The following is an 18,768-nucleotide window of genomic DNA, read 5'->3' as shown; positions in this document are numbered from 1 at the left end:
TCATTTTTTAGACATGTTTATATATGATGCGTATAATGTAAGAGCAACTGTACATAGAAAGGAGATAACAACATGATTAAAATGTTTGTAAGTGATATCGATGGTACAATGATGCAACACGGAGGGTTAATTGACGAACAAGATATTGTAGCACTTCGTAGTCTTGCTGAGCAAAATGTTATTCTTTGTTTCGCTTCTGGCCGATTGGATAATGAAATTGCAGACTTAATGAAAGCTGTAAATACAAATTTCCATCGTATTAGTGTAAATGGTGTTTTCGTGTACACACATGAAAACAAGCAACTATTATCCGCAACATTCGATTCGAGTATTCTACCTGATCTGTTAGCAATGACAAATGAAGATCCTTATTTTCGTTATGTAAGTGATGAGCATAATTATTACATTGAAGAGAAAACACCGTTCATTCATGAGCTTGAACAACAAGTAACGATGACTTCTGTTGAAGAACCGCATCTATTACAGAAAATTGATGATACAATTTTCCCAAATAAAATCTCTGTCGGTGGAACAAAGGAAAGCTTACAACTCCTTCAGAAAAAAATTGATGAAAAATTCCACGGAAAAGTTAGTACATTCATTTCAGCAGAACAATGTTTAGATGTAATGCCACCTAATATTAGTAAAGGGGCTGCTATTTCTGTTTTATTAAAAGAGTTTCAACTACAACCAGAGGAAGTTGCTTGCATAGGGGATTCTTATAATGATATCCCGATGTTTTCTTTAACTCCTCACAGTTTTGCTATGTCTCAAGCAGATGAAGCAGTAAAAGAACACGCTCACTATGTAGTAAATACAGTTAAAGATGCTGTTAACCACGTAATTACTCATAATAAAAATACGACTCACTCCTTGTAAGGATGAGTCGTATTTTTTCTTTACATGTTAAACAATTTGACATTAACTGTACTTCACGAACTGAAATATATTATTTGTTACGTGCGATGTTTGTAATAAACTTATAACGATCCCCACGATAAATACATTTCACATACTCTAACGGTACTTCACCTTCTGAATATGACCATTGACGCATTACAAGCACTGGCGCCTTTTTAGGAATATGCAGATGTTCAGCTTCATTATCCGTTGCAATTGAAGCTTCAATTGATTGAGTAGCGCTAACAAGTTTAAAGCCCAGTTTTTTCTCTAAATGTTCATATAAAGATTGTTGCAATATTTCTTCGTTAATATCTTTTACAAGAGCTGGCGACAAATATGTCGTCTCAAAAGCAATCGGTTCATCATCAGCTAAGCGTATACGCCTCACTTCATAAACCGACTCTCCCTCCTGTATTCTCAACCGGTCTGCTATTTTCGCAGTAGCTGGAACTAGGCGGAAACTAAGTAATTGACTACTTGGGTTCATCCCACGAGAAATCATATCTTCTGTGAATCCCGTCATTCCTTGCAATTTTTGTTCCACTTTCGGAAGTTGGACAAACGTACCGATTCCACGTTTCCGATATAAATAACCTTGTTCCACTAAATTATTAATCGCCTGTCTGATTGTCATACGACTCACTTCGAACTTATCGCAAAGTTCATTCTCAGATGGGATTTTATCTCCCGGCTTCCATTCGCCGTCCTCAATTAGCTGTTTCACCCACTCTTGAATCTGATAATAGATCGGAAATGGTGAATACTTGTCGATGTTCATCAGCAATCGCCTCACTGCATAAAGATAGAGCTTCTTGATCAGCGATTACGGTTACATTCGGATGACGTTGTAAAACTGTAGCAGGACACGCTTCGCTATATTCACCTTGCAATAATTCTTTCACAGCTTCTGCCTTTTTAGAACCCATAGCAACAAGTAGAATTTGTTTCGCTTTCATAATGCTTCCAATTCCCATTGTAATCGCATGCGTTGGCACATCTTCTTCTTTTTCGAAGAAGCGAAGGTTTGCTTGGCGTGTAGATTCTGTTAATTCAACAATGTTTGTTGGAGAATTAAACAGGGTTCCTGGTTCGTTAAATCCGATGTGACCGTTTTCACCGATTCCAAGAATCTGTAGGTCAACTGGGTTAGCAGCTAGAATGCCCTCGTAACGTTTGCACTCTTCCTCTAAATCACTTGCCATCCCGTTTGGTACATAAGTTTGTTTAAATGGAAGATGATCAAACAACTGTTCTTGCATGAAATAGTGATAGCTGTTTTTATCTTCATGTGGTAAATTTACGTACTCATCTAAGTTTACAGTGGTTACACGGCTTGTATCAAGTTTATTTTTTCGCATTTCTGCATAAATACCTAATGGAGAGCTTCCTGTAGCCATTCCTAATGTTGGATTTTCTTTTGTTTTTACAACTTCTTCAATTAATTTATAACCTGCTTCTGCTAGTTCTTCTGGAGTTTTTACAACAAGAATATTCATTTAATTACTTCCCTTCCTTCATATGAATTCCTAAACGAACCGTATCATATACATGTAAATCTTCATTCATCACAACAAAGTCTGCATCTTTTCCTACCGCTAATGCACCTTTATGATTTAACCCAAACTCTTCTGCTTGGTTAACTGATGTCATCAGTACTGCATCTTCGATTGAACAACCTGTAAATTCAATTACATTTCGGAAAGCTTGATCCATTTTTAGAATACTACCAGCTAACGTTCCATCTTCTAATCGAGCACTACCATCTTTTACATGTACTGGCTGTCCGCCAAGCTCATATAATCCATCTTCAAGACCTTTTGCACGCATTGCGTCAGTAATAACACTTACTTTTTTCGGTCCTTTTAATTTATATGCTAATTTCACCATATCAGGGTGAATATGAATACCATCTGTAATTACTTCAACCATTACATCTGGATTTAATAACACATGACCAACAACTCCTGGTTCTCGGTGATGTAATCCACGCATTTGATTGTATAAATGCGTTGCATGTGTAATGTTTCTATTTTTTAGTTGCGCATCAATTGCATCTGTATGCCCCATTGTGCCAACAACACCAGTTTCAGCAAGATACTGTTCAAACTCTAACGCACCTTCTTCTTCAGGTGCATATGTTACTAATTTAATTAGATTCCCGCTTGCTTCCTGCCATTGTTTAAATTGTTCAATATTGGCAGGAACAATATGTTCAAGTGGTTGTGCACCTGCACGTTTTTTTGAAACATACGGTCCTTCTAAGTGAATATATTCGAAATGTGCTCCTTTTTCTTTCGCTTCCTTCGCAGCATGTAGTGCCGCTTCAATTGCTTCTGGAGCTTGTGTCATTGTTGTTGGAAAGTAAGTTGTAACTCCTTCTTTTAACATTTCTTTACCTAGAGTTACTAATCCATCGCTATTTGCATCCATCGCATCAATATCGTATCCACCATGAATATGAACATCAATCATACCTGGAATCACAATCTTCCCTGCTGCATCTAAAACCGCTTCATTTTCTTGTGATACATATTGAGCCATCAAACCAATTTCTTTAATTGTTTCTGCGTAACGAATAAATCCGTTTTCCACTACTTCTTGACCTGTATAAATTTTGGCATTGATGACAACTTGCGTTTTCATTTTCATCGATCCTTTCCCATGAAATACCTACTTGTTATTATTACCTTATTCGCCTAATTCCATCTTAATATATGCACGAGTAGTTGTCTAGACATTCGAATAAAATTTCCTCTTTGTTTAACAAAGAGGAAACTTAGTACGTCTCTTGCAATTATAATATATGTTATTCAGTTTTCCAAAAAGGGAGAATATCCCCTATCATATTACTCACTTAAGTAATGGCATTAATCCACTAGAGCCTATTGTAATATGCTCGCCGTCTGTTTCCATTTCTACTGTACGTTTATTTGTTCCATACATCATTATACCATGCTGTTTTAAGCGTCTCACTACACTTTGATGCGGATGTCCATACGGATTTCTGCTTCCGTATGAAAGAATTGCAAACTGTGGTTCTACTTTCTTTATAAACATTTCACTTGTTGAAGTATAGGAGCCATGATGTCCCACCTTTAACACATCTGCATGTACATCAAATTGCTTTAATATTTCAGTTTCCGTCCGCACATCAGCATCACCCATTAGTAAAAAATCCGCTTTTCCGTATCGTACCTTTAACACAATTGAAGATTCATTATTTTCATCTTTTGATTTCCCATTGTTTAATACTTGTATGGAAACATGCGGATCTAGCGGTATGTATTGTCCCTCTTTTACTGAAACGAAAGGAATTCCTCTTTTTTTAATATGATTCCGGTATGTGTGATACGTAAAAGAACTATATGTTTTTCCACTATCTAATATAAGTGATACCGGCATTTGCTCTACAATCGGAATGAGTCCTCCAATGTGATCCATATCAGGATGCGTACTGACGATAGCATCTAAATGGTTAATCCCTTTTTCGATTAGTTTTTGAATGATAACCTCACCTGCTTCATAAGGTCCCCCGTCAATTAACATCGTTTGTCCATTTGGCAATGTAATAAGTGTCGCATCACCTTGTCCAACTTTTAAAAAACTCACTTTCATTTTACCAAAATGTTGCCGCTGCATATGTAAAGGAGACGCGGTATGAATAGACATCATATATCTTTTAGCCGATGCACTATTTAAAGAAAAGCATAACAAAACAGAAACTAACAATAAAATACCTCGCATACTTCTCATAACTCGTCTCCTTTTTTCAATTAGTATGGCACGGTATATAATTGATATACAAAAAAAGCTTAGCAAAATGCTAAGCTTTTATTTCGATATCTCCTGTAAAGAACCAAAGAATAAATCTGCTTCATTCATTTGTTCATTCTCTTCAGAAAGTACCGGTAAATCATCTAATGTTTTCAATCCAAATGTATCCAAAAATTCTTTCGTTGTTCCATATAAAATAGGACGCCCTGGCCCTTCTGCTCTTCCCATTTCTTTTATAAGTAAGTGTGAAACTAACGTTTGTAACGCCTTATCGGTTTTCACCCCTCTAATCTCTTCCATTTCAGTCCTTGTAATAGGTTGACGATATGCCACAATCGCTAACGTTTCTAAAGCAGCCTGAGAAAGTGAAGCAGCTGTTGGGATATCTATTAATTTTTGATAGTACGAAGCATGTTCTTTCTTTGTAGCAAAACGATATACTTTTGCATACTGTACAATTTGCAAACCGCGGTGTGCACCTTCACATTCTTTTTGCATTTCTTCTAAAATATCGATTACTTCATTTCCTTCAATTTCAAGCACTTTCGCTATTTGTTCTGGATAAATCCCTTCATCACCAGAAACAAATAAAAGCCCTTCAATGATTGATTTCTGTTCTTTTCTATCCATTTTACGAGCTCCTTCCTCCAATTTTCTCCATAAAAATACACATCAAAAAACCGAATCACAATCAATGCGTTCGGTTCAATATTTTTTCTCTTGTTCCAAACGATACATTCAAACCTAGCATGAGATATATTATTTCCATCCCATTTTCCATACTAAATCTATGCAGATTTAGTAGAGCTTGATACGAAAATTTCATCAAAATTATGTTCTTGTTCAATTATGATTTGTTGATTTTTCATAAGCTCAAGAACCGCTAAAAATGTTACAACCATTATTTCCCGTTCATCATCAACAAACAAATCATAAAAACTTTGACGACCACCTTGTATTTCTAACTGTTTTAAAATATCAATCATGCGCTTTTCAATTGGTATTTCTTGACGAGTAATACGTGTTGTTACAGGTTTCTTTGCTTTTTTACGGCGCATTAATTTTTGAAATGCCGCTAGCATATCATATAACGTAACATCAAGAGGCAAGTTTGTCTCCTCTTCTTGTTGTAACGATGTAAAATCAATTGGCGGACGTGTATATAGCTGTGCTCTTTCTTGTTCTCTTTCTTTTAGCTCAGTAGCAACTTGCTTATATTTCTTATATTCAATTAACCTCTCCATCAATTCTTGACGAGGATCATCTATAAAGTCATCACCGTTATCAAGTACATCTTCTTCATGTTTCGGCAACAACATTTTACTTTTAATTTGTAATAAAGTCGCAGCCATTACTAAATACTCACTTGCAACATCTAATTGTAGTTCTTTCATCGTATGAACATAAGATAAATATTGCTCTGTAATTTCCGCTACAGGAATATTATATATGTCAATTTCATAACGATGTATTAAATGTAACAATAAATCTAAAGGCCCTTCAAAAGCCTCTACTTTAAAATTATACTGCACAAAGCATCCCACCACATTTTTTCTATAACAACATAAGTATAGAGCATACTCATGTTCTATCCAACCTTTTTAAGAAATTTAATTAAAAATAGACCTATGCCTATATCATCATGCCCACCGCTTCATATGATAACAGTGTAGTAAGAACAATGTAGGAGGTCAAAAAACTATGGGTCACGTTGATTGCGGTTTTAGCGGTGGGTTCGCATTACTTGTTGTATTGTTTATTTTACTAATTATTGTAGGGGCAGCTTGCTTCTGCTAATATGAACAATAACGGCTAGGGAAAATTCCCTAGTCGTTTATTGTTTATATTTCTATGATACACTTGTATTTATAACCGTTAAACAGGGGTGAAGAAAATGTATCCTACCGAATACATCCAATTTTTAATTCATTTTCACGGAGATTATGATTATTTTGAATGCCACGAAATACTGGAAGAATATTGGAAAACAAAACCGAGAGAAAATCGTGATAATTATTTAGTCGGTCTTATTCAAATTGCAGTTTCTTTATACCATCAAAGACGCTCTAACTGGAATGGCGCAGAGAAGATGATGAAAAGCGCCATAACGATTTTAGAAAAAAACAGTGCACCTTTACTACGTTTAGGAATAAATCAGACACAACTTCTATGCTTACTCCAGGATAGATTGCAATCTATACAGAAAGAAGAGAGTTTTACACCGCTATTTTTACCGTTATCGGATACAGCATTAGAAAAGCACTGCATGGAATTATGTCAGAAACAAAACCTTCCATGGAAAGACGTGAATGCTACTTCTAATGAATATATAATACATAAGCACACATTACGTGATCGAACAGAGGTCATCGCTGAACGAAACGAACAATTACAAAAAAGAAAGCAGAGATAATAAACTACTTATCTCTGCTTTCACGAATGTATATTTTGTTCTAGCCCTTTACACTTTTTGCAAAAACTTGCTGTTTGCTCATTTCCGCAAATTGTAAACTCAAGAAATTTACTCTTTAACTCTTGAACCATCTTCGTCCCAATACCCATATGACGGTGAGACGGGTTCACACTCAAATGCTGAATTTCCAACACTTGATTCTCTTTTTTTACAATCCCCATTATCCCAACAAAATCTTCGTTTTGCTTCCACAAATACAATTGCCAATCATCTTTTGCTTCATAATCTTTCATAGTCAATTGTAATGTTTTCACATCTTTTTCAGTTGGCATAAATGAAAGAAGCCCCATTGCAATCTTTTCATAACTTTTTTTAAAACGAATTAACATAACCCTTATCCCTTCTTACAAAAGTTACAAACTATTAATCCCCTCAACCACTCTTTTCATATCACATTCATTTTACAATATTTTCAACAGAGTGAGAAGGGCTTAAAACAACTTGATAATCATACAAAGCGAAAAGAAGAAAGTCAAATATATGTTTCAGTACTATTTTTTCTAAGTAGATAGAAGGAGAAACGTTGTTATATGAAAGCGAAAAGAAACATCCATCTCTCATTATCACTGCAATATTCATCACCCGAGAGCAAATGAATTCTAGCAAAATTAATGTAATAAAAATATTTATTGAAACATGTAATCTAATGTATTCTATGTGATTTGTTAAAATTTTGTTCTTATAAGCGCCATATTTTCGCTACAATTACAGTACTACTTGTATCATGTACTGTAAACGAAATACCCATTCCTATTAAAAAAACAAAAAAGAGAGCAATAGCTCTCTTTTCTCATTAACTTATTCTTCCCAAACTTTAACTTCTTTCATTACATCGCCTTGACGCATGTTTAATACTGTTTCAATACCGCTTGTTGCTTTACCGAATACAGTATGTACACCATCTAAATGCGGTTGTGGCTCATGAACAACAAAGAATTGGCTACCGCCTGTATTACGGCCAGCATGAGCCATAGAAAGTGAACCTACAAGGTGTCTATGAGGATTTCCATCAGTTTCACATGGGATAGAGTAACCTGGGCCACCTGCACCTGTTCCTGTTGGATCTCCACCTTGGCTTACGAAGCCAGGAATAACGCGGTGGAATGTCACACCATCATAAAATCCTTGCTCTGCTAGTTTTTTAAAGTTTTCTACTGTTTTTGGTGCCTCTTCTGGGAAAAATTCTAAATCGATTTTTTCACCATTTTCCATTAATATGTATCCTAAAGTTTTCATACGTATATGTCTCCTTTCAACTATCTCAGCACTATATTACCACATTCATGACTAGAAACAAAAAGAATCCGACAATCTACATACTTCTTTTTCGAAATGTGGAAAAAGCTAGGTGACAAATAATAAATATATACTATAATAACTGTGTTGCCCGAAAATTTTAGAAAGAGAAAGGGAGCGATTTTTCGTGAAAACGAAATTACTAGCTCTGCTATTGGCTGTAACGGTATTTATGATGCCAACAGCTTCGTTTGCAGACATCATCGAAGGAGAATCAATTGTTACACTAGGAGAAAACTTGTCTGAACAACAAAAACAAGATCTGTTAAAAGAAATGAAAGCACCAAAAGATGCTACAATCATTACTGTGTCTAATGCGGAAGAACATAAATTTCTAGAAGGGGTTGTTCCAAAAGCGCAAATTGGTACGAGAGCAATTTCCTCTTCTATGATTACATACACAAAGCCAGGGTCTGGTCTCATTGTACGTTCAAAAAACATTAATTCGATAACAGATGCAATGTACACAAACGCACTTATTACAGCAGGTGTGAAAGATGCAGAAATTCAAATTACTGCACCATTTAAAGTTTCAGGAACTGCTGCTTTAACCGGTTTAATGAAAGCCTATGAAACAGCATCGAACAAAGCAATTCCTGAAGAAGTAAAAAAAGTAGCCAATGAAGAAATGGTGCAAACAGCCCAGCTCGGCGATAAAATTGGTGAAGAAAAAGCAGTTCAACTTGTTGCAAAAATTAAAGAAGAAATTGCCAAAGAACAACCAAAAACGACTGAAGATTTACGTTCATTGATTAAAAAAATTGCGGATCAACTTGGTATTACATTAACGGATGAACAGTTAGATAACTTAGTTGCGCTATTTGATAAAATGAAAAATCTTAATATCGATTGGAATCAAGTTGGCAGTCAGTTAAATAAAGCAAAAGAACACGTCTCTGCCTTTTTAGGATCTGAAGAAGGGCAAGGTTTCCTAGATAAAGTTAAAGATTTCTTCTCAAGTATCATTGATTTTGTTAAATCGTTATTCAAGTAAAAAGAAGCTCGTCAATGACGAACTTCTTTTTTTATACAAGTAATGGCAATTTCATAATAGCTTCTTCTACCGACCGAACAACATGATTCGCCTTCTCCTTCACATATGGATGAGCATGATGTAGAGTAAATGAATGCGGAGTTACTTCAAACATAGAAATATCATTGAAAGAATCTCCAATGCATGCAACTTCATTTGCTTCAATTTGTAAATGTTCCATTAGTCGCCTTAAAGCACTCCCTTTACTTACTCCCCTTGGCATAATATCAACATATCGTTTACCAGACATAAAAACTTCTGCTTCGCTCTGAAATGTATCTCGTAACTCTTGATCTAATGCTGCAATTGTCTCTTCTTCTCCAAAAACAAACAATTTCGCAGGATGTACAGTCTTACCAAATTCCTCTTCTAATGCTTCTATCTCAGCAATATGTACGCCCATATACGTTTCAAAATTGTGATGATGTTCATTCTTTCTTTTTGTATACCGTTGCTCATTTGCACAAACAATATCTGCTAGTCCCTTTTTATGGATATATCGATATATTTCCTGGGCAATCCCATCTTCAAAACTTGATTCATGAAATATTTTTCCATCCGGCAGTAACATCATCGCTCCATTTAAACTAGTTGTGTAATACGGGAATGCAAACCTATTTACGACTTCATCAATTCGATGAGTAAAGCGGCCAGAGGCAAAACAAATATTTGTCCCTTTTTCAGCTAACCAACAAAGTGCACGTTCATCTTCTTTTTGCATATGATTCACATTGTAAACGAGCGTATCATCTAAATCACTTACAAATAATTTAATCATGTCCTCTTCCCCTTCCATACACAATATCTACTCTAAGTGTACACAAAAAATGTTTGATTTTTGTTAAAAAACAATAAATTTTCGATAAAAAATAAGCAGGAGATTCATCCTGCTTATTTTTGCCTTCTTACATTTTGAGGTTTTACAATACTTGGGCGCACTTTTAAACTAGACATCGTTGGACGGAGTAGAATTTTTGTTAACGCTCCCCAATCAAATGGTAAAAACGGCCATAAATACGGTGTTTGTAAACTTTTTATAGACGTTAAAAATAAAATCAATATCGTCATTCCAACTACAAATCCCATTTCATGAAATATACCTGTCAAAATAATGACAAATAGCTTTCCAACTTTATTCCCAAGCCCTAATTCATAACTCGGTGTTGCATATGCTCCGATCATAGAAACTGCTACGTATAAAATTACTTCTGGTACAAACAAACCTACATCAATGGCAATTTGACCAATTAATATGGCAGAAATTAATCCTGCTGCAGACGACAACGATGTCGGTGTATGAATGGCAGCCATCCTTAAAAATTCGAGTCCGATTTCGGCCATCAAAATTTGTAATAAAATTGGTAAATGCGTCATCTTGTTCGGTCCAATGAAAGCAAGACTTTCCGGTAAAAGAGTTGGATCAAAAACAAACACTAACCAAAATGGCAATAAGAACAGTGAAAATATAACACCTAAAAAACGTACCCAACGTAAAAATGTACCTACAGCTGGATTTTGCCTAAACTCTTCTGCATGCTGTAAATGATGAAAATATGTTGTCGGTGTAATCATAGCACTTGGTGATGTGTCAACGAGTACTAACACATGTCCTTCTAGTAGATGATTTGCTGCTACATCTGGTCTTTCTGTGTATCGAATAAGCGGGAAGGGATTATAGCCTTGTTTAACTACAAATTCCTCTATCGTTTTATCCGCCATCGTAATCCCGTCTACTTCAATGTTATTTAATTCTTGTTTTATAATCTTAACTAAATCCGGATTTGCAACATCTTGTACATATGTAATACAAACATCCGTTTGTGATCTATCTCCTACTCGAATCATTTCATTTCGAAGACGTGGGTCACGTATCCTTCTACGAATTAACGCTGTATTTACAACGATATTTTCAACAAATCCATCCCTTGCACCACGTACTACCTTTTCTGTATCTGGTTCTGTCGGCGTCCGGCCCGGATAACTACGAACATCTATTGCGAACGCTTCCGTTTCACCTTCCACAAATATAACGATGAGTCCTGATAATACTTGAAGCATTACCTCATCCATCGTTTTCACTTTGCTTACTTGTTGATGGATTAAACGGTTCTCTAAAAGCTTCACTGTATCTTCTTCTACATCCCTTATCTCATTTGTATCCACAGCTTCTTCTAAAATAGGGATAATATAATTCGTATCACAAAGTCCGTTTACAAATAACACACCAATTTCTTTATTTAAAATTTGAAATTTACGAATGCCAACGTCGTATGTAACACCCAGTCCAGCTGTTTGCTTTAAGTAATTTTCATTATCACTTATGAAAGATGAAATAGGGATTTCCACTTTTTTAGGTTTGGTCATAAAAACCACTCCTTTCCAAAATTAATTGAATCGCTTTTCTAGTAATAGGTGATCCTCTCTCCCATTCATCGTTTCCACACATTTTACCAATATCACCAACTCCCACAATGACAGGAACATTCAGATCATCTAAACAATAAATTGTATCTCCGCTAATTCTGCCAATTTCACCATCTGGAAGTCCAAATTTATCAACACCGTATTCGGTTAAATTCCCGTTCCGATCTACACTGACATCTACACGTGCCCATTCCCAATGATGTGTATTAGACGCTACTGCCAAAATCCCCAGTACATCAATTTGTTTATGTGTAGCTACATATTTTAAAGCCTTTTCACCAGATCCTTCTCCAATAAATCCACTGTCATCAAACATGACAAATACAGGGTCATATGGCGTTTGCATAATAAGCTCAACAACTTTCTTCCCTGTCAATTTGGTTGGATTACTTTGTGATGCTGAAATACACCTTCCCCCAAATTCCTTCGTTAAAAGCTCAATTGTCCGCTTTGCATATTCATCTCCATCTGTGACCAAAACAACCCTTCGTCTCATTTGATTTATCCTTTCGGTTTACATATAAGTGCTACAAAAAATGAAAATAATATCGCTGCAGAAATGCCTGCAGACGTTAAACTAAACATACCCATACCAATCCCAATATATCCATGTTTTTCTGCCGCATGCATTGCCCCATGTAATAGTGAATGTCCAAAACTTGTAATAGGAACTGTCGCACCAGCACCAGCAAACTTTATAAGCTTATCGTACAATCCGAATCCATCTAAAACTGCTCCTAGTACTACAAAGGTAGCCATTAAATGGGCTGGTGTTAGCTTTGCAAAATCTAACAATACTTGTCCAACTACACAAATAGCGCCTCCTACAAGAAATGCATATATAAAATCCACAATTCACTCTCCCTTCACTCTCTCAAATACAACACCATGTGCAATTGTTGGAATGGTTTCTTTCTGCTGCATCATCATCGGGCTTAATAACGCACCAGTAGCAACAACAAAAATCCGTTGTAAATTCCCTTTTTGCATCTCGCTTAATAAATGACCATATGTGACAACAGCTGAACAAGCACAGCCACTACCACCGGCAAATACTTCTTCTTGATCGGAATTATAGATCATTAATCCGCAATCATTATATATATGCCCAAGATCATAACCTTCTTCCAGTAACAGTTGTTTCGCGATTGGTGTCCCAATAGCTGATAAATCACCGGTAACAATCAAATCATAATCTGCTGCACTTCTCTTCAAATCTTCAAAATGTTGTTGAATTGTGTGAGCAGCAGCAGGTGCCATCGCCGATCCCATATCTAAAGGATTTGCAATCCCTAAATCTTGCACTTTCCCAATCGTAGCTGCCGTAATTTTAATAGCACTTTTTTCTTTACTAATTAATATGGATCCCGCACCTGAAACAGTGGAATTTGCTGTTCCTGGTTTTTGTCCTCCATACTCTGTTGGATAACGGAACTGTCTTTCAGCCGTCGCATTATGACTACTTACTGTCGCTAAAATACGATTTGCGAATCCACCATCTATAAAGGCTGACCCAACCGCTAAAGTCTCCATCGAGGTTGCACAAGCGCTAAACATCCCTAAAAAGGGAATCCCCCACTTACGCGCAACATAATTTGCTGTCACTGTTTGATTTAATAAATCACCCGCTAAAAAGAAATCAATTTGTGATGTTTTTACATTTCCTTTTTGCAAGACTTGTTGAATTGAATCTGACATTAATCTTCGTTCAGCAAGTTCCCAGTTTTCCTCTCCGCAATGTAAATCATCGTATGAAATATCAAAATCCTTTCCAAGAGGGCCTTCAGCTTCTTTTGGACCGACAGCAGTACCGGTTGCATTCACATAAATATCATTTTGAAATACCCACGTTTGTTTTCCAGTCAACCTCATACTAGCCCCTCCTTTACGACATAAAAATGTTAAAAGTATATCTTATTAACCCAATAACGTATGCACCAACGACCCCAAAAACGATAACACTTCCCGCTAGCTTAAACATATTTGTAGCAACCCCAAGCACAATTCCTTCACTCTTATGTTCTAGCGCAGCGCTCGCCATAGAATTCGCAAATCCCGTAACAGGTACGGCCGAACCCGCTCCAGCAAATTGACCGATTTTATCATATACACCACAACCTGTTAAAATCGCCGATAATAATACAAGCGTTGCAACTGTCGGATTTCCTGCCTCTTGTTCACTGAAATGAAAATAATGTATATAAAATTTCATCAATACTTCTCCGACAGTACAAATGAATCCACCTACAAGAAATGCCTTGACACAATTTAGGAAATAGTTTGGTTTTGGATGGTACTCCTTCACTTTATTTATGTAATCATCCTTTAGTTTTCGCCCTGTCATTTATATACTGCCTCCTACTTTACGAAATAAATCCAGTGAAACAATGAGCCTATTACTTTGCCAAGTACAAGAGCAACGAGTAAAACAACGATTTTCCCTTCTACCCCTACTCGTTTCGCTAAAATAGGTAAAACATTTAAAACTTCTGTTAATGCGGCTGCAAGCATTCCAATGAATGTGCCACAAAATATTCCTAATATAACAAGCCAATATTGCGACGTTTGAAATGTAATGTTTTTCAAACTACACCAAGCTCCTGTTAACGTACCTGCAATAACTGCCCACTCAAAATATTGAATGTGCTTTCCACTTCTCGTTAATTGAGCTAGACGGGGGATTATACCAAGTACAGCTAAAAATGCGACATATCCGCTACCCACTGCAATTCCTCCCGCTAAACCAATTAAAATAACAAGCCCAGACTCAATCATCGGCAAGTTGTTTCATATTATCCTTGTTTTCATGAACAATTACATATTGGTCAAGTGACTGCTGATATTGGAACATCTCCACTTCTAACGGACTCGGCTCTTCATTAATTCGCTTTTGAAATACATGATTAAAAAATAAGATCATACCTAACCCAAGACCTACTGAATAAGGAATTTGAAATAGAAGTGGTTGTGCCTTAAATTCTCCCGTAATCATGTAATATAACCGCTGGTGCACTTGTTGCATGCTTACATCTTCATGGAAGTAAATGATCGCAAGAGCCGCTCCAATAAAAAGTAACAACCATACAAGCCCGAAGAAAATCGGATGTACTTTCTTTTTTTCATATATAATTTCAACAAGAGTTTGTCCAGAACCGAGTAAATTAATTTGTATATGAGCCCCTTTTTTCCTAATGATCTCAATTATTTTCATAACATCAATTACGACATGCGTCTTATCATGCGCTGTTATTTTGTAAACTACCTCATCTTGTAACGACTGAACTACCAGAGCATCTCCCGCAAGTTGAGCAACATCACCCAGTTTCACTTCATACGTAGGAGAAACTTTTAATCGATTACGCATTTTAATATAAATTGTTTGTTCCAATTTCCATTCACCTCTTCACTCTTCCTCGTAGTTGTAGTATGGTTATTGAATTTTTTTCTAATACAATTTTTTCATAAAAAAACATCTGTACCGTTTCGGTACAGATGTTTTTTTATGCCTTTTTCTTAAATAAATTTGCAATACTTAATGCGAGTCCTCCCCAAATAACTACTATACCAATCACCATCATCATAATCGCTGATCCGCTCATTATGAAACACCCCGATCTTTCCATTCTTTTTCAAGCTTAGCAGAATCTGAATGTATTTGTGCATTCCATTTCTTTATACTAATGATTAGTGCAACGATAAGGAATGCTGCTGCAATTGACCAACCATACGTTACGACAAACTCCGTTGGATAATCTCCGTAGTTCTTTTTAATATTTTGGATTGTCCCATCAATTAACATGTACCCTAACATAAGCGGGGTAATAACGAGTAAACTCACTCTCCAAAACGTTCCCAATTTAATATCAGATACGAAGTTTGCGTGATTTTGATAAACTGGTAAACGTCGTAGAATGAGCCCTATCGTAACTACTTCCGCTAATGCAATTGAAATTAATCCGAAGTTATTAGCGAAATAATCAACAACATCTAGGAACATAAGCCCGCCACGCGTTGCAAAAACAAGAGAAACTAGTACGAGAAGCGTCCCCATAATTCCAATTGTTTTTTGGCGGCTTAAGCTGAACTTTTCAGATACGGCAGCAAAACATACTTCCGCAAGCGAGATGAGAGATGTAATTCCGGCAACCGTTAATGATAAGAAAAATAATACGCCAAATAACGGTGACATCGGTAATTCATTAATAATTTGCGGGAATACTACGAATGCAAGTCCTACACCAGCACTTGCTACTTTATCAACTGGCACTCCCATATTGTTTGCCATAAATCCAAGAGCTGCAAAGACCCCAATCCCTGCTAATAATTCAAATCCTGAGTTTGCAAACCCAGTAATAAAGGCATTATTTGTTGTATCTGAGTTTTTCGGTAAATAACTAGAATACGTAATCATAATTCCAAATGCTAAAGATAAGCTAAAGAAAATTTGACCATAAGCTGCAAGCCATACCTTTCCATCAAAAATACGACTCCAATCTGGTTTGAAGAATGCATCTAATCCTTGCATCGCACCTTCCATCGTCACTGCACGAACTACGATAATAAGGAACATAACAACTAGTAAAGGGATGAAAATGCGGTTAACCACTTCAATTCCTTTTTTAACTCCTTTGAATGCAACACCAAGCACAATAATCCAAACGAGAGCTAATGGAATTAATACTTCCGGTACGAGCCCTCCAAACTGTCCAGGCTTATCTGCAACATGCAAATACTCTTTAAATAAAAATGATTGCGTATCTTTCCCCCATGCTCCAGTAATTGCAAAGTACGTATACGAAATAGACCAAGCAATAATTACTGCATAATATGTTGAAACGATAAACGTTACACACATTTGCCACCATCCGATAAATTCAGCACGCGGACTAATACGGAAGAACGTAAGTGGCGCGGAACCACGGTGACGATGCCCAAGAGCAAATTCAAACGCCAATAATGAAATACCAGTCGTTAATAATGCGAATAAGTACGGTAAAAAGAATGCGCCTCCCCCATTTTCATACGCTGTATAAGGAAAACGCCATATGTTTCCTAATCCAACGGCAGAGCCGACCGCTGCGAAAATGAATCCGGCCCTCGTTCCCCATTGTTGCCTCGTTTCCATATTTCCTTCCCCCTTTGTGACAAGTTCATACTTGGATTATATTTTAAATTTACTAAATTATCAATAAATTCTGTTAATTTTTACGAAAGTTTACAATCCCTACTAAATTAAAGTCATAAAAAAAATCGAATAGATAGCTACTCATCTATTCGATCTTTCATCTGTTTTAATATTTTCTTTTCAAGTCTTGAAACTTGTACTTGCGAAATACCTATGCGCTCCGCTACTTCTGATTGGGTTTGGTCTTTATAGTAGCGTAAATATACAATTAAACGTTCTCGATCATCTAATTCTCTAATTGCTTCTTTTAAAGCAATTTTATCAAACCATTTCGTTTCAGATTGATCAGCAATTTGATCTAAAATAGTGATTGGATCTCCATCGTTTTCATACACCGTTTCATGTATAGATGAAGGAGCACGACTCGCTTCTTGCGCCAGGACCACTTCTTCTGGCGTTAGTTCTAACGCTTCGGCTACTTCGTTAATCGTTGGTGCCCTTCCGAATTCTTTCGAAAGCTCGTCTCTCATCTTTCGAATTTTATTTCCTGTTTCTTTTAAAGATCTACTTACTTTCACTGATCCATCATCACGTAAAAATCGTTGTATTTCTCCAATAATCATTGGAACTGCATATGTTGAAAATTTCACGTCGAAAGATAAATCAAATTTATCTACCGATTTTAAGAGCCCAATACATCCAATTTGAAATAAATCGTCTGGTTCGTATCCTCGATTAAGAAAACGCTGCACAACCGACCATACGAGACGCATATTACTTTGAACGATTGTATCTCTCGCTTGTTGATCTCCATCTTGACTTTGTTGAATTAACGCTTTTAGCTCGTGGTCCTTTAACTGAGGTTTCTTCTTCTCATTTTTGACCTCTATGTCCATAGGCTATTCTCCTTAATTGCATAGAGCGTTACTATTTGATAAGTATTTTGTCAAATGGATTGTTGTCCCGAAAGATTCGTTTGAAATAACTTCTACTTCATCCATAAAATTTTCCATGATAGTAAATCCCATTCCGGAACGCTCTAATTCAGGTTTAGTTGTAAAAAGGGGTTGTCTTGCTTCATCTAAATCAAAGATGCCAATCCCTTCATCTCGAATCGTGAGTTTCACCATTGCTTCTTCCAAAATTACAGAAATATAAACAACACCTTCTGCATTTCCATCGTATCCATGAATAATTGCATTCGTAACTGCTTCTGACACAACTGTTTTAATCTCCGTAAGTTCTTCCATCGTTGGATCTAGTTGCGCAATGAAAGCAGCTACTGTAACGCGAGCGAATGATTCATTTTGACTTAATGCTGAAAATTGAAGGTTCATTTCATTTCTCATTTATGCCACCCCCAACGTCGCGAGCGCATGCGCTTCACTTTCTTCTAAGCGAACAATTTTAAATAAGCCCGACATTTCAAATAAACGCTTAACAGGCGGTGAAATTGCACAAACAACCATTTCTCCACCTAATCCCTTTACATGCTTATATCGGCCTAATATAACACCTAAACCAGAACTATCCATAAACGATAAGTTCTCTAGGCTCAAAACAATATGATGAACACCATGTGTCTCAATCATATCTGTTACTTTCGTTCGCAACTCTTCAGCAGTATGATGATCTAATTCACCCGCTAGTCTCACACATAGGACGTCACGCTTTACTTCTAATTGCATGGAAAGACTCACACGATTTCCTCCTTATGCTCAAACTTTACTCATTTACATA

At 36.4% G+C, this 18,768-nt stretch carries 26 protein-coding genes; 4 read left to right on the top strand and 22 right to left on the bottom strand.

Annotated elements, in window-relative coordinates:
• The first annotated feature begins 72 nt into the window (after positions 1-72).
• On the top strand, positions 73-879 hold the full coding sequence (locus QEP67_RS07100; protein ID WP_046956417.1) for a Cof-type HAD-IIB family hydrolase: 807 nt from the start codon (positions 73-75) through the stop codon (positions 877-879).
• Between the two features lie 70 nt (positions 880-949).
• Here QEP67_RS07100 and phnF read toward each other — a convergent pair whose 3' ends face one another.
• The 6 genes from phnF to scpA form a co-directional block, all read right to left on the bottom strand.
• The gene (gene phnF, locus QEP67_RS07095) at positions 950-1,681 is read right to left on the bottom strand and encodes a phosphonate metabolism transcriptional regulator PhnF (RefSeq protein ID WP_002194085.1); all 732 of its coding nucleotides are present in this window, start codon (positions 1,679-1,681) and stop codon (positions 950-952) included.
• Positions 1,611-2,399 (bottom strand): glucosamine-6-phosphate deaminase, encoded by a 789-nt coding sequence (gene nagB / locus QEP67_RS07090; protein ID WP_001024205.1) that lies wholly within the window; start codon positions 2,397-2,399, stop codon positions 1,611-1,613. Before nagB ends, phnF begins: the two co-directional genes overlap by 71 nt.
• Positions 2,400-2,403: 4 nt before the next feature.
• On the bottom strand, positions 2,404-3,546 hold the full coding sequence (gene nagA, locus QEP67_RS07085; protein ID WP_002107769.1) for an N-acetylglucosamine-6-phosphate deacetylase: 1,143 nt from the start codon (positions 3,544-3,546) through the stop codon (positions 2,404-2,406).
• Between the two features lie 207 nt (positions 3,547-3,753).
• The gene (locus tag QEP67_RS07080) at positions 3,754-4,656 is read right to left on the bottom strand and encodes an MBL fold metallo-hydrolase (RefSeq protein WP_001257287.1); all 903 of its coding nucleotides are present in this window, start codon (positions 4,654-4,656) and stop codon (positions 3,754-3,756) included.
• Between the two features lie 78 nt (positions 4,657-4,734).
• On the bottom strand, positions 4,735-5,307 hold the full coding sequence (gene scpB / locus QEP67_RS07075; protein ID WP_000375163.1) for a segregation/condensation protein ScpB: 573 nt from the start codon (positions 5,305-5,307) through the stop codon (positions 4,735-4,737).
• Between the two features lie 158 nt (positions 5,308-5,465).
• Entirely contained in the window at positions 5,466-6,209 is a 744-nt protein-coding gene (scpA, locus tag QEP67_RS07070) for a segregation/condensation protein A (RefSeq protein ID WP_001199757.1), read from the bottom strand.
• A gap of 169 nt (positions 6,210-6,378) precedes the next feature.
• Here scpA and QEP67_RS07065 point away from each other — a divergent pair, with 169 nt between their 5' ends.
• The gene (locus tag QEP67_RS07065) at positions 6,379-6,474 is read left to right on the top strand and encodes a YjcZ family sporulation protein (protein WP_000510194.1); all 96 of its coding nucleotides are present in this window, start codon (positions 6,379-6,381) and stop codon (positions 6,472-6,474) included.
• Positions 6,475-6,571: 97 nt separating this feature from the next.
• Positions 6,572-7,090: a DUF309 domain-containing protein gene (locus QEP67_RS07060; RefSeq protein WP_048565669.1), complete on the top strand. Its 519-nt coding sequence runs from the start codon at positions 6,572-6,574 to the stop codon at positions 7,088-7,090.
• Positions 7,091-7,110: 20 nt separating this feature from the next.
• Here QEP67_RS07060 and ribT read toward each other — a convergent pair whose 3' ends face one another.
• The 3 genes from ribT to QEP67_RS07045 all read right to left on the bottom strand — a co-directional run bounded on the left by ribT (position 7,111) and on the right by QEP67_RS07045 (position 8,386).
• A complete protein-coding gene (ribT, locus tag QEP67_RS07055) occupies positions 7,111-7,479 on the bottom strand; it encodes a GNAT family N-acetyltransferase RibT (protein WP_000908397.1) in 369 nt (122 codons plus the stop codon).
• Positions 7,480-7,546: 67 nt separating this feature from the next.
• Positions 7,547-7,729, bottom strand: coding sequence for a hypothetical protein (locus QEP67_RS07050; protein ID WP_048565670.1), 183 nt, complete (start codon positions 7,727-7,729; stop codon positions 7,547-7,549).
• 219 nt (positions 7,730-7,948) lie between these two features.
• A complete protein-coding gene (locus QEP67_RS07045) occupies positions 7,949-8,386 on the bottom strand; it encodes a peptidylprolyl isomerase (RefSeq protein WP_000853785.1) in 438 nt (145 codons plus the stop codon).
• Between the two features lie 187 nt (positions 8,387-8,573).
• Between QEP67_RS07045 and QEP67_RS07040 the strand changes: the two genes are divergently transcribed.
• Complete coding sequence (locus QEP67_RS07040) at positions 8,574-9,440, top strand: DUF1002 domain-containing protein (RefSeq protein ID WP_000850517.1); 867 nt, start codon at positions 8,574-8,576, stop codon at positions 9,438-9,440.
• A 31-nt stretch (positions 9,441-9,471) separates the two neighbouring features.
• On the opposite strand, the gene QEP67_RS07035 is transcribed toward QEP67_RS07040, so the two are convergent.
• The 13 genes from QEP67_RS07035 to spoIIAA form a co-directional block, all read right to left on the bottom strand.
• Complete coding sequence (locus QEP67_RS07035) at positions 9,472-10,275, bottom strand: Cof-type HAD-IIB family hydrolase (RefSeq protein WP_353706550.1); 804 nt, start codon at positions 10,273-10,275, stop codon at positions 9,472-9,474.
• 95 nt (positions 10,276-10,370) lie between these two features.
• The gene (spoVAF, locus tag QEP67_RS07030; protein ID WP_048562394.1) at positions 10,371-11,843 is read right to left on the bottom strand and encodes a spore germination protein SpoVAF; all 1,473 of its coding nucleotides are present in this window, start codon (positions 11,841-11,843) and stop codon (positions 10,371-10,373) included.
• The gene (locus QEP67_RS07025; RefSeq protein WP_064056456.1) at positions 11,830-12,399 is read right to left on the bottom strand and encodes a stage V sporulation protein AE; all 570 of its coding nucleotides are present in this window, start codon (positions 12,397-12,399) and stop codon (positions 11,830-11,832) included. Before QEP67_RS07025 ends, spoVAF begins: the two co-directional genes overlap by 14 nt.
• Positions 12,400-12,404: 5 nt before the next feature.
• Complete coding sequence (spoVAE, locus tag QEP67_RS07020) at positions 12,405-12,755, bottom strand: stage V sporulation protein AE (protein ID WP_048565672.1); 351 nt, start codon at positions 12,753-12,755, stop codon at positions 12,405-12,407.
• A gap of 3 nt (positions 12,756-12,758) precedes the next feature.
• Complete coding sequence (gene spoVAD / locus QEP67_RS07015) at positions 12,759-13,775, bottom strand: stage V sporulation protein AD (protein WP_064056457.1); 1,017 nt, start codon at positions 13,773-13,775, stop codon at positions 12,759-12,761.
• A gap of 13 nt (positions 13,776-13,788) precedes the next feature.
• Positions 13,789-14,247: a stage V sporulation protein AC gene (gene spoVAC / locus QEP67_RS07010; RefSeq protein ID WP_000147730.1), complete on the bottom strand. Its 459-nt coding sequence runs from the start codon at positions 14,245-14,247 to the stop codon at positions 13,789-13,791.
• Between the two features lie 14 nt (positions 14,248-14,261).
• Positions 14,262-14,678, bottom strand: a complete 417-nt coding sequence (gene spoVAB, locus QEP67_RS07005) for a stage V sporulation protein SpoVAB (protein ID WP_000572948.1) — start codon at positions 14,676-14,678, stop codon at positions 14,262-14,264.
• The gene (spoVAA, locus tag QEP67_RS07000) at positions 14,671-15,267 is read right to left on the bottom strand and encodes a stage V sporulation protein SpoVAA (protein ID WP_239661014.1); all 597 of its coding nucleotides are present in this window, start codon (positions 15,265-15,267) and stop codon (positions 14,671-14,673) included. The genes spoVAB and spoVAA overlap by 8 nt, the downstream gene beginning before the upstream one ends.
• Before the next feature lie 136 nt (positions 15,268-15,403).
• Positions 15,404-15,502 carry a methionine/alanine import family NSS transporter small subunit gene (locus QEP67_RS06995; RefSeq protein WP_000016826.1) on the bottom strand — a complete coding sequence of 33 codons (99 nt, stop codon included), beginning with the start codon at positions 15,500-15,502 and terminating at the stop codon, positions 15,404-15,406.
• On the bottom strand, positions 15,502-17,028 hold the full coding sequence (locus tag QEP67_RS06990; RefSeq protein ID WP_000450092.1) for a sodium-dependent transporter: 1,527 nt from the start codon (positions 17,026-17,028) through the stop codon (positions 15,502-15,504). The genes QEP67_RS06995 and QEP67_RS06990 overlap by 1 nt, the downstream gene beginning before the upstream one ends.
• Before the next feature lie 137 nt (positions 17,029-17,165).
• Positions 17,166-17,924 carry an RNA polymerase sporulation sigma factor SigF gene (gene sigF / locus QEP67_RS06985; RefSeq protein WP_000350733.1) on the bottom strand — a complete coding sequence of 253 codons (759 nt, stop codon included), beginning with the start codon at positions 17,922-17,924 and terminating at the stop codon, positions 17,166-17,168.
• Positions 17,925-17,936: 12 nt separating this feature from the next.
• Positions 17,937-18,377, bottom strand: coding sequence for an anti-sigma F factor (spoIIAB, locus tag QEP67_RS06980; RefSeq protein WP_048546248.1), 441 nt, complete (start codon positions 18,375-18,377; stop codon positions 17,937-17,939).
• The gene (spoIIAA, locus tag QEP67_RS06975; RefSeq protein WP_000059133.1) at positions 18,378-18,728 is read right to left on the bottom strand and encodes an anti-sigma F factor antagonist; all 351 of its coding nucleotides are present in this window, start codon (positions 18,726-18,728) and stop codon (positions 18,378-18,380) included.
• Between the last annotated feature and the right edge of the window lie 40 nt (positions 18,729-18,768).

The organism is Bacillus cereus group sp. MS39 (assembly GCF_040448665.1).
Classification (GTDB): Bacteria; Bacillota; Bacilli; order Bacillales; family Bacillaceae_G; genus Bacillus_A; species Bacillus_A wiedmannii.
Note: the sequence above shows the minus strand (reverse complement) of the source record. Positions and strands in the feature narration are given on the sequence as shown.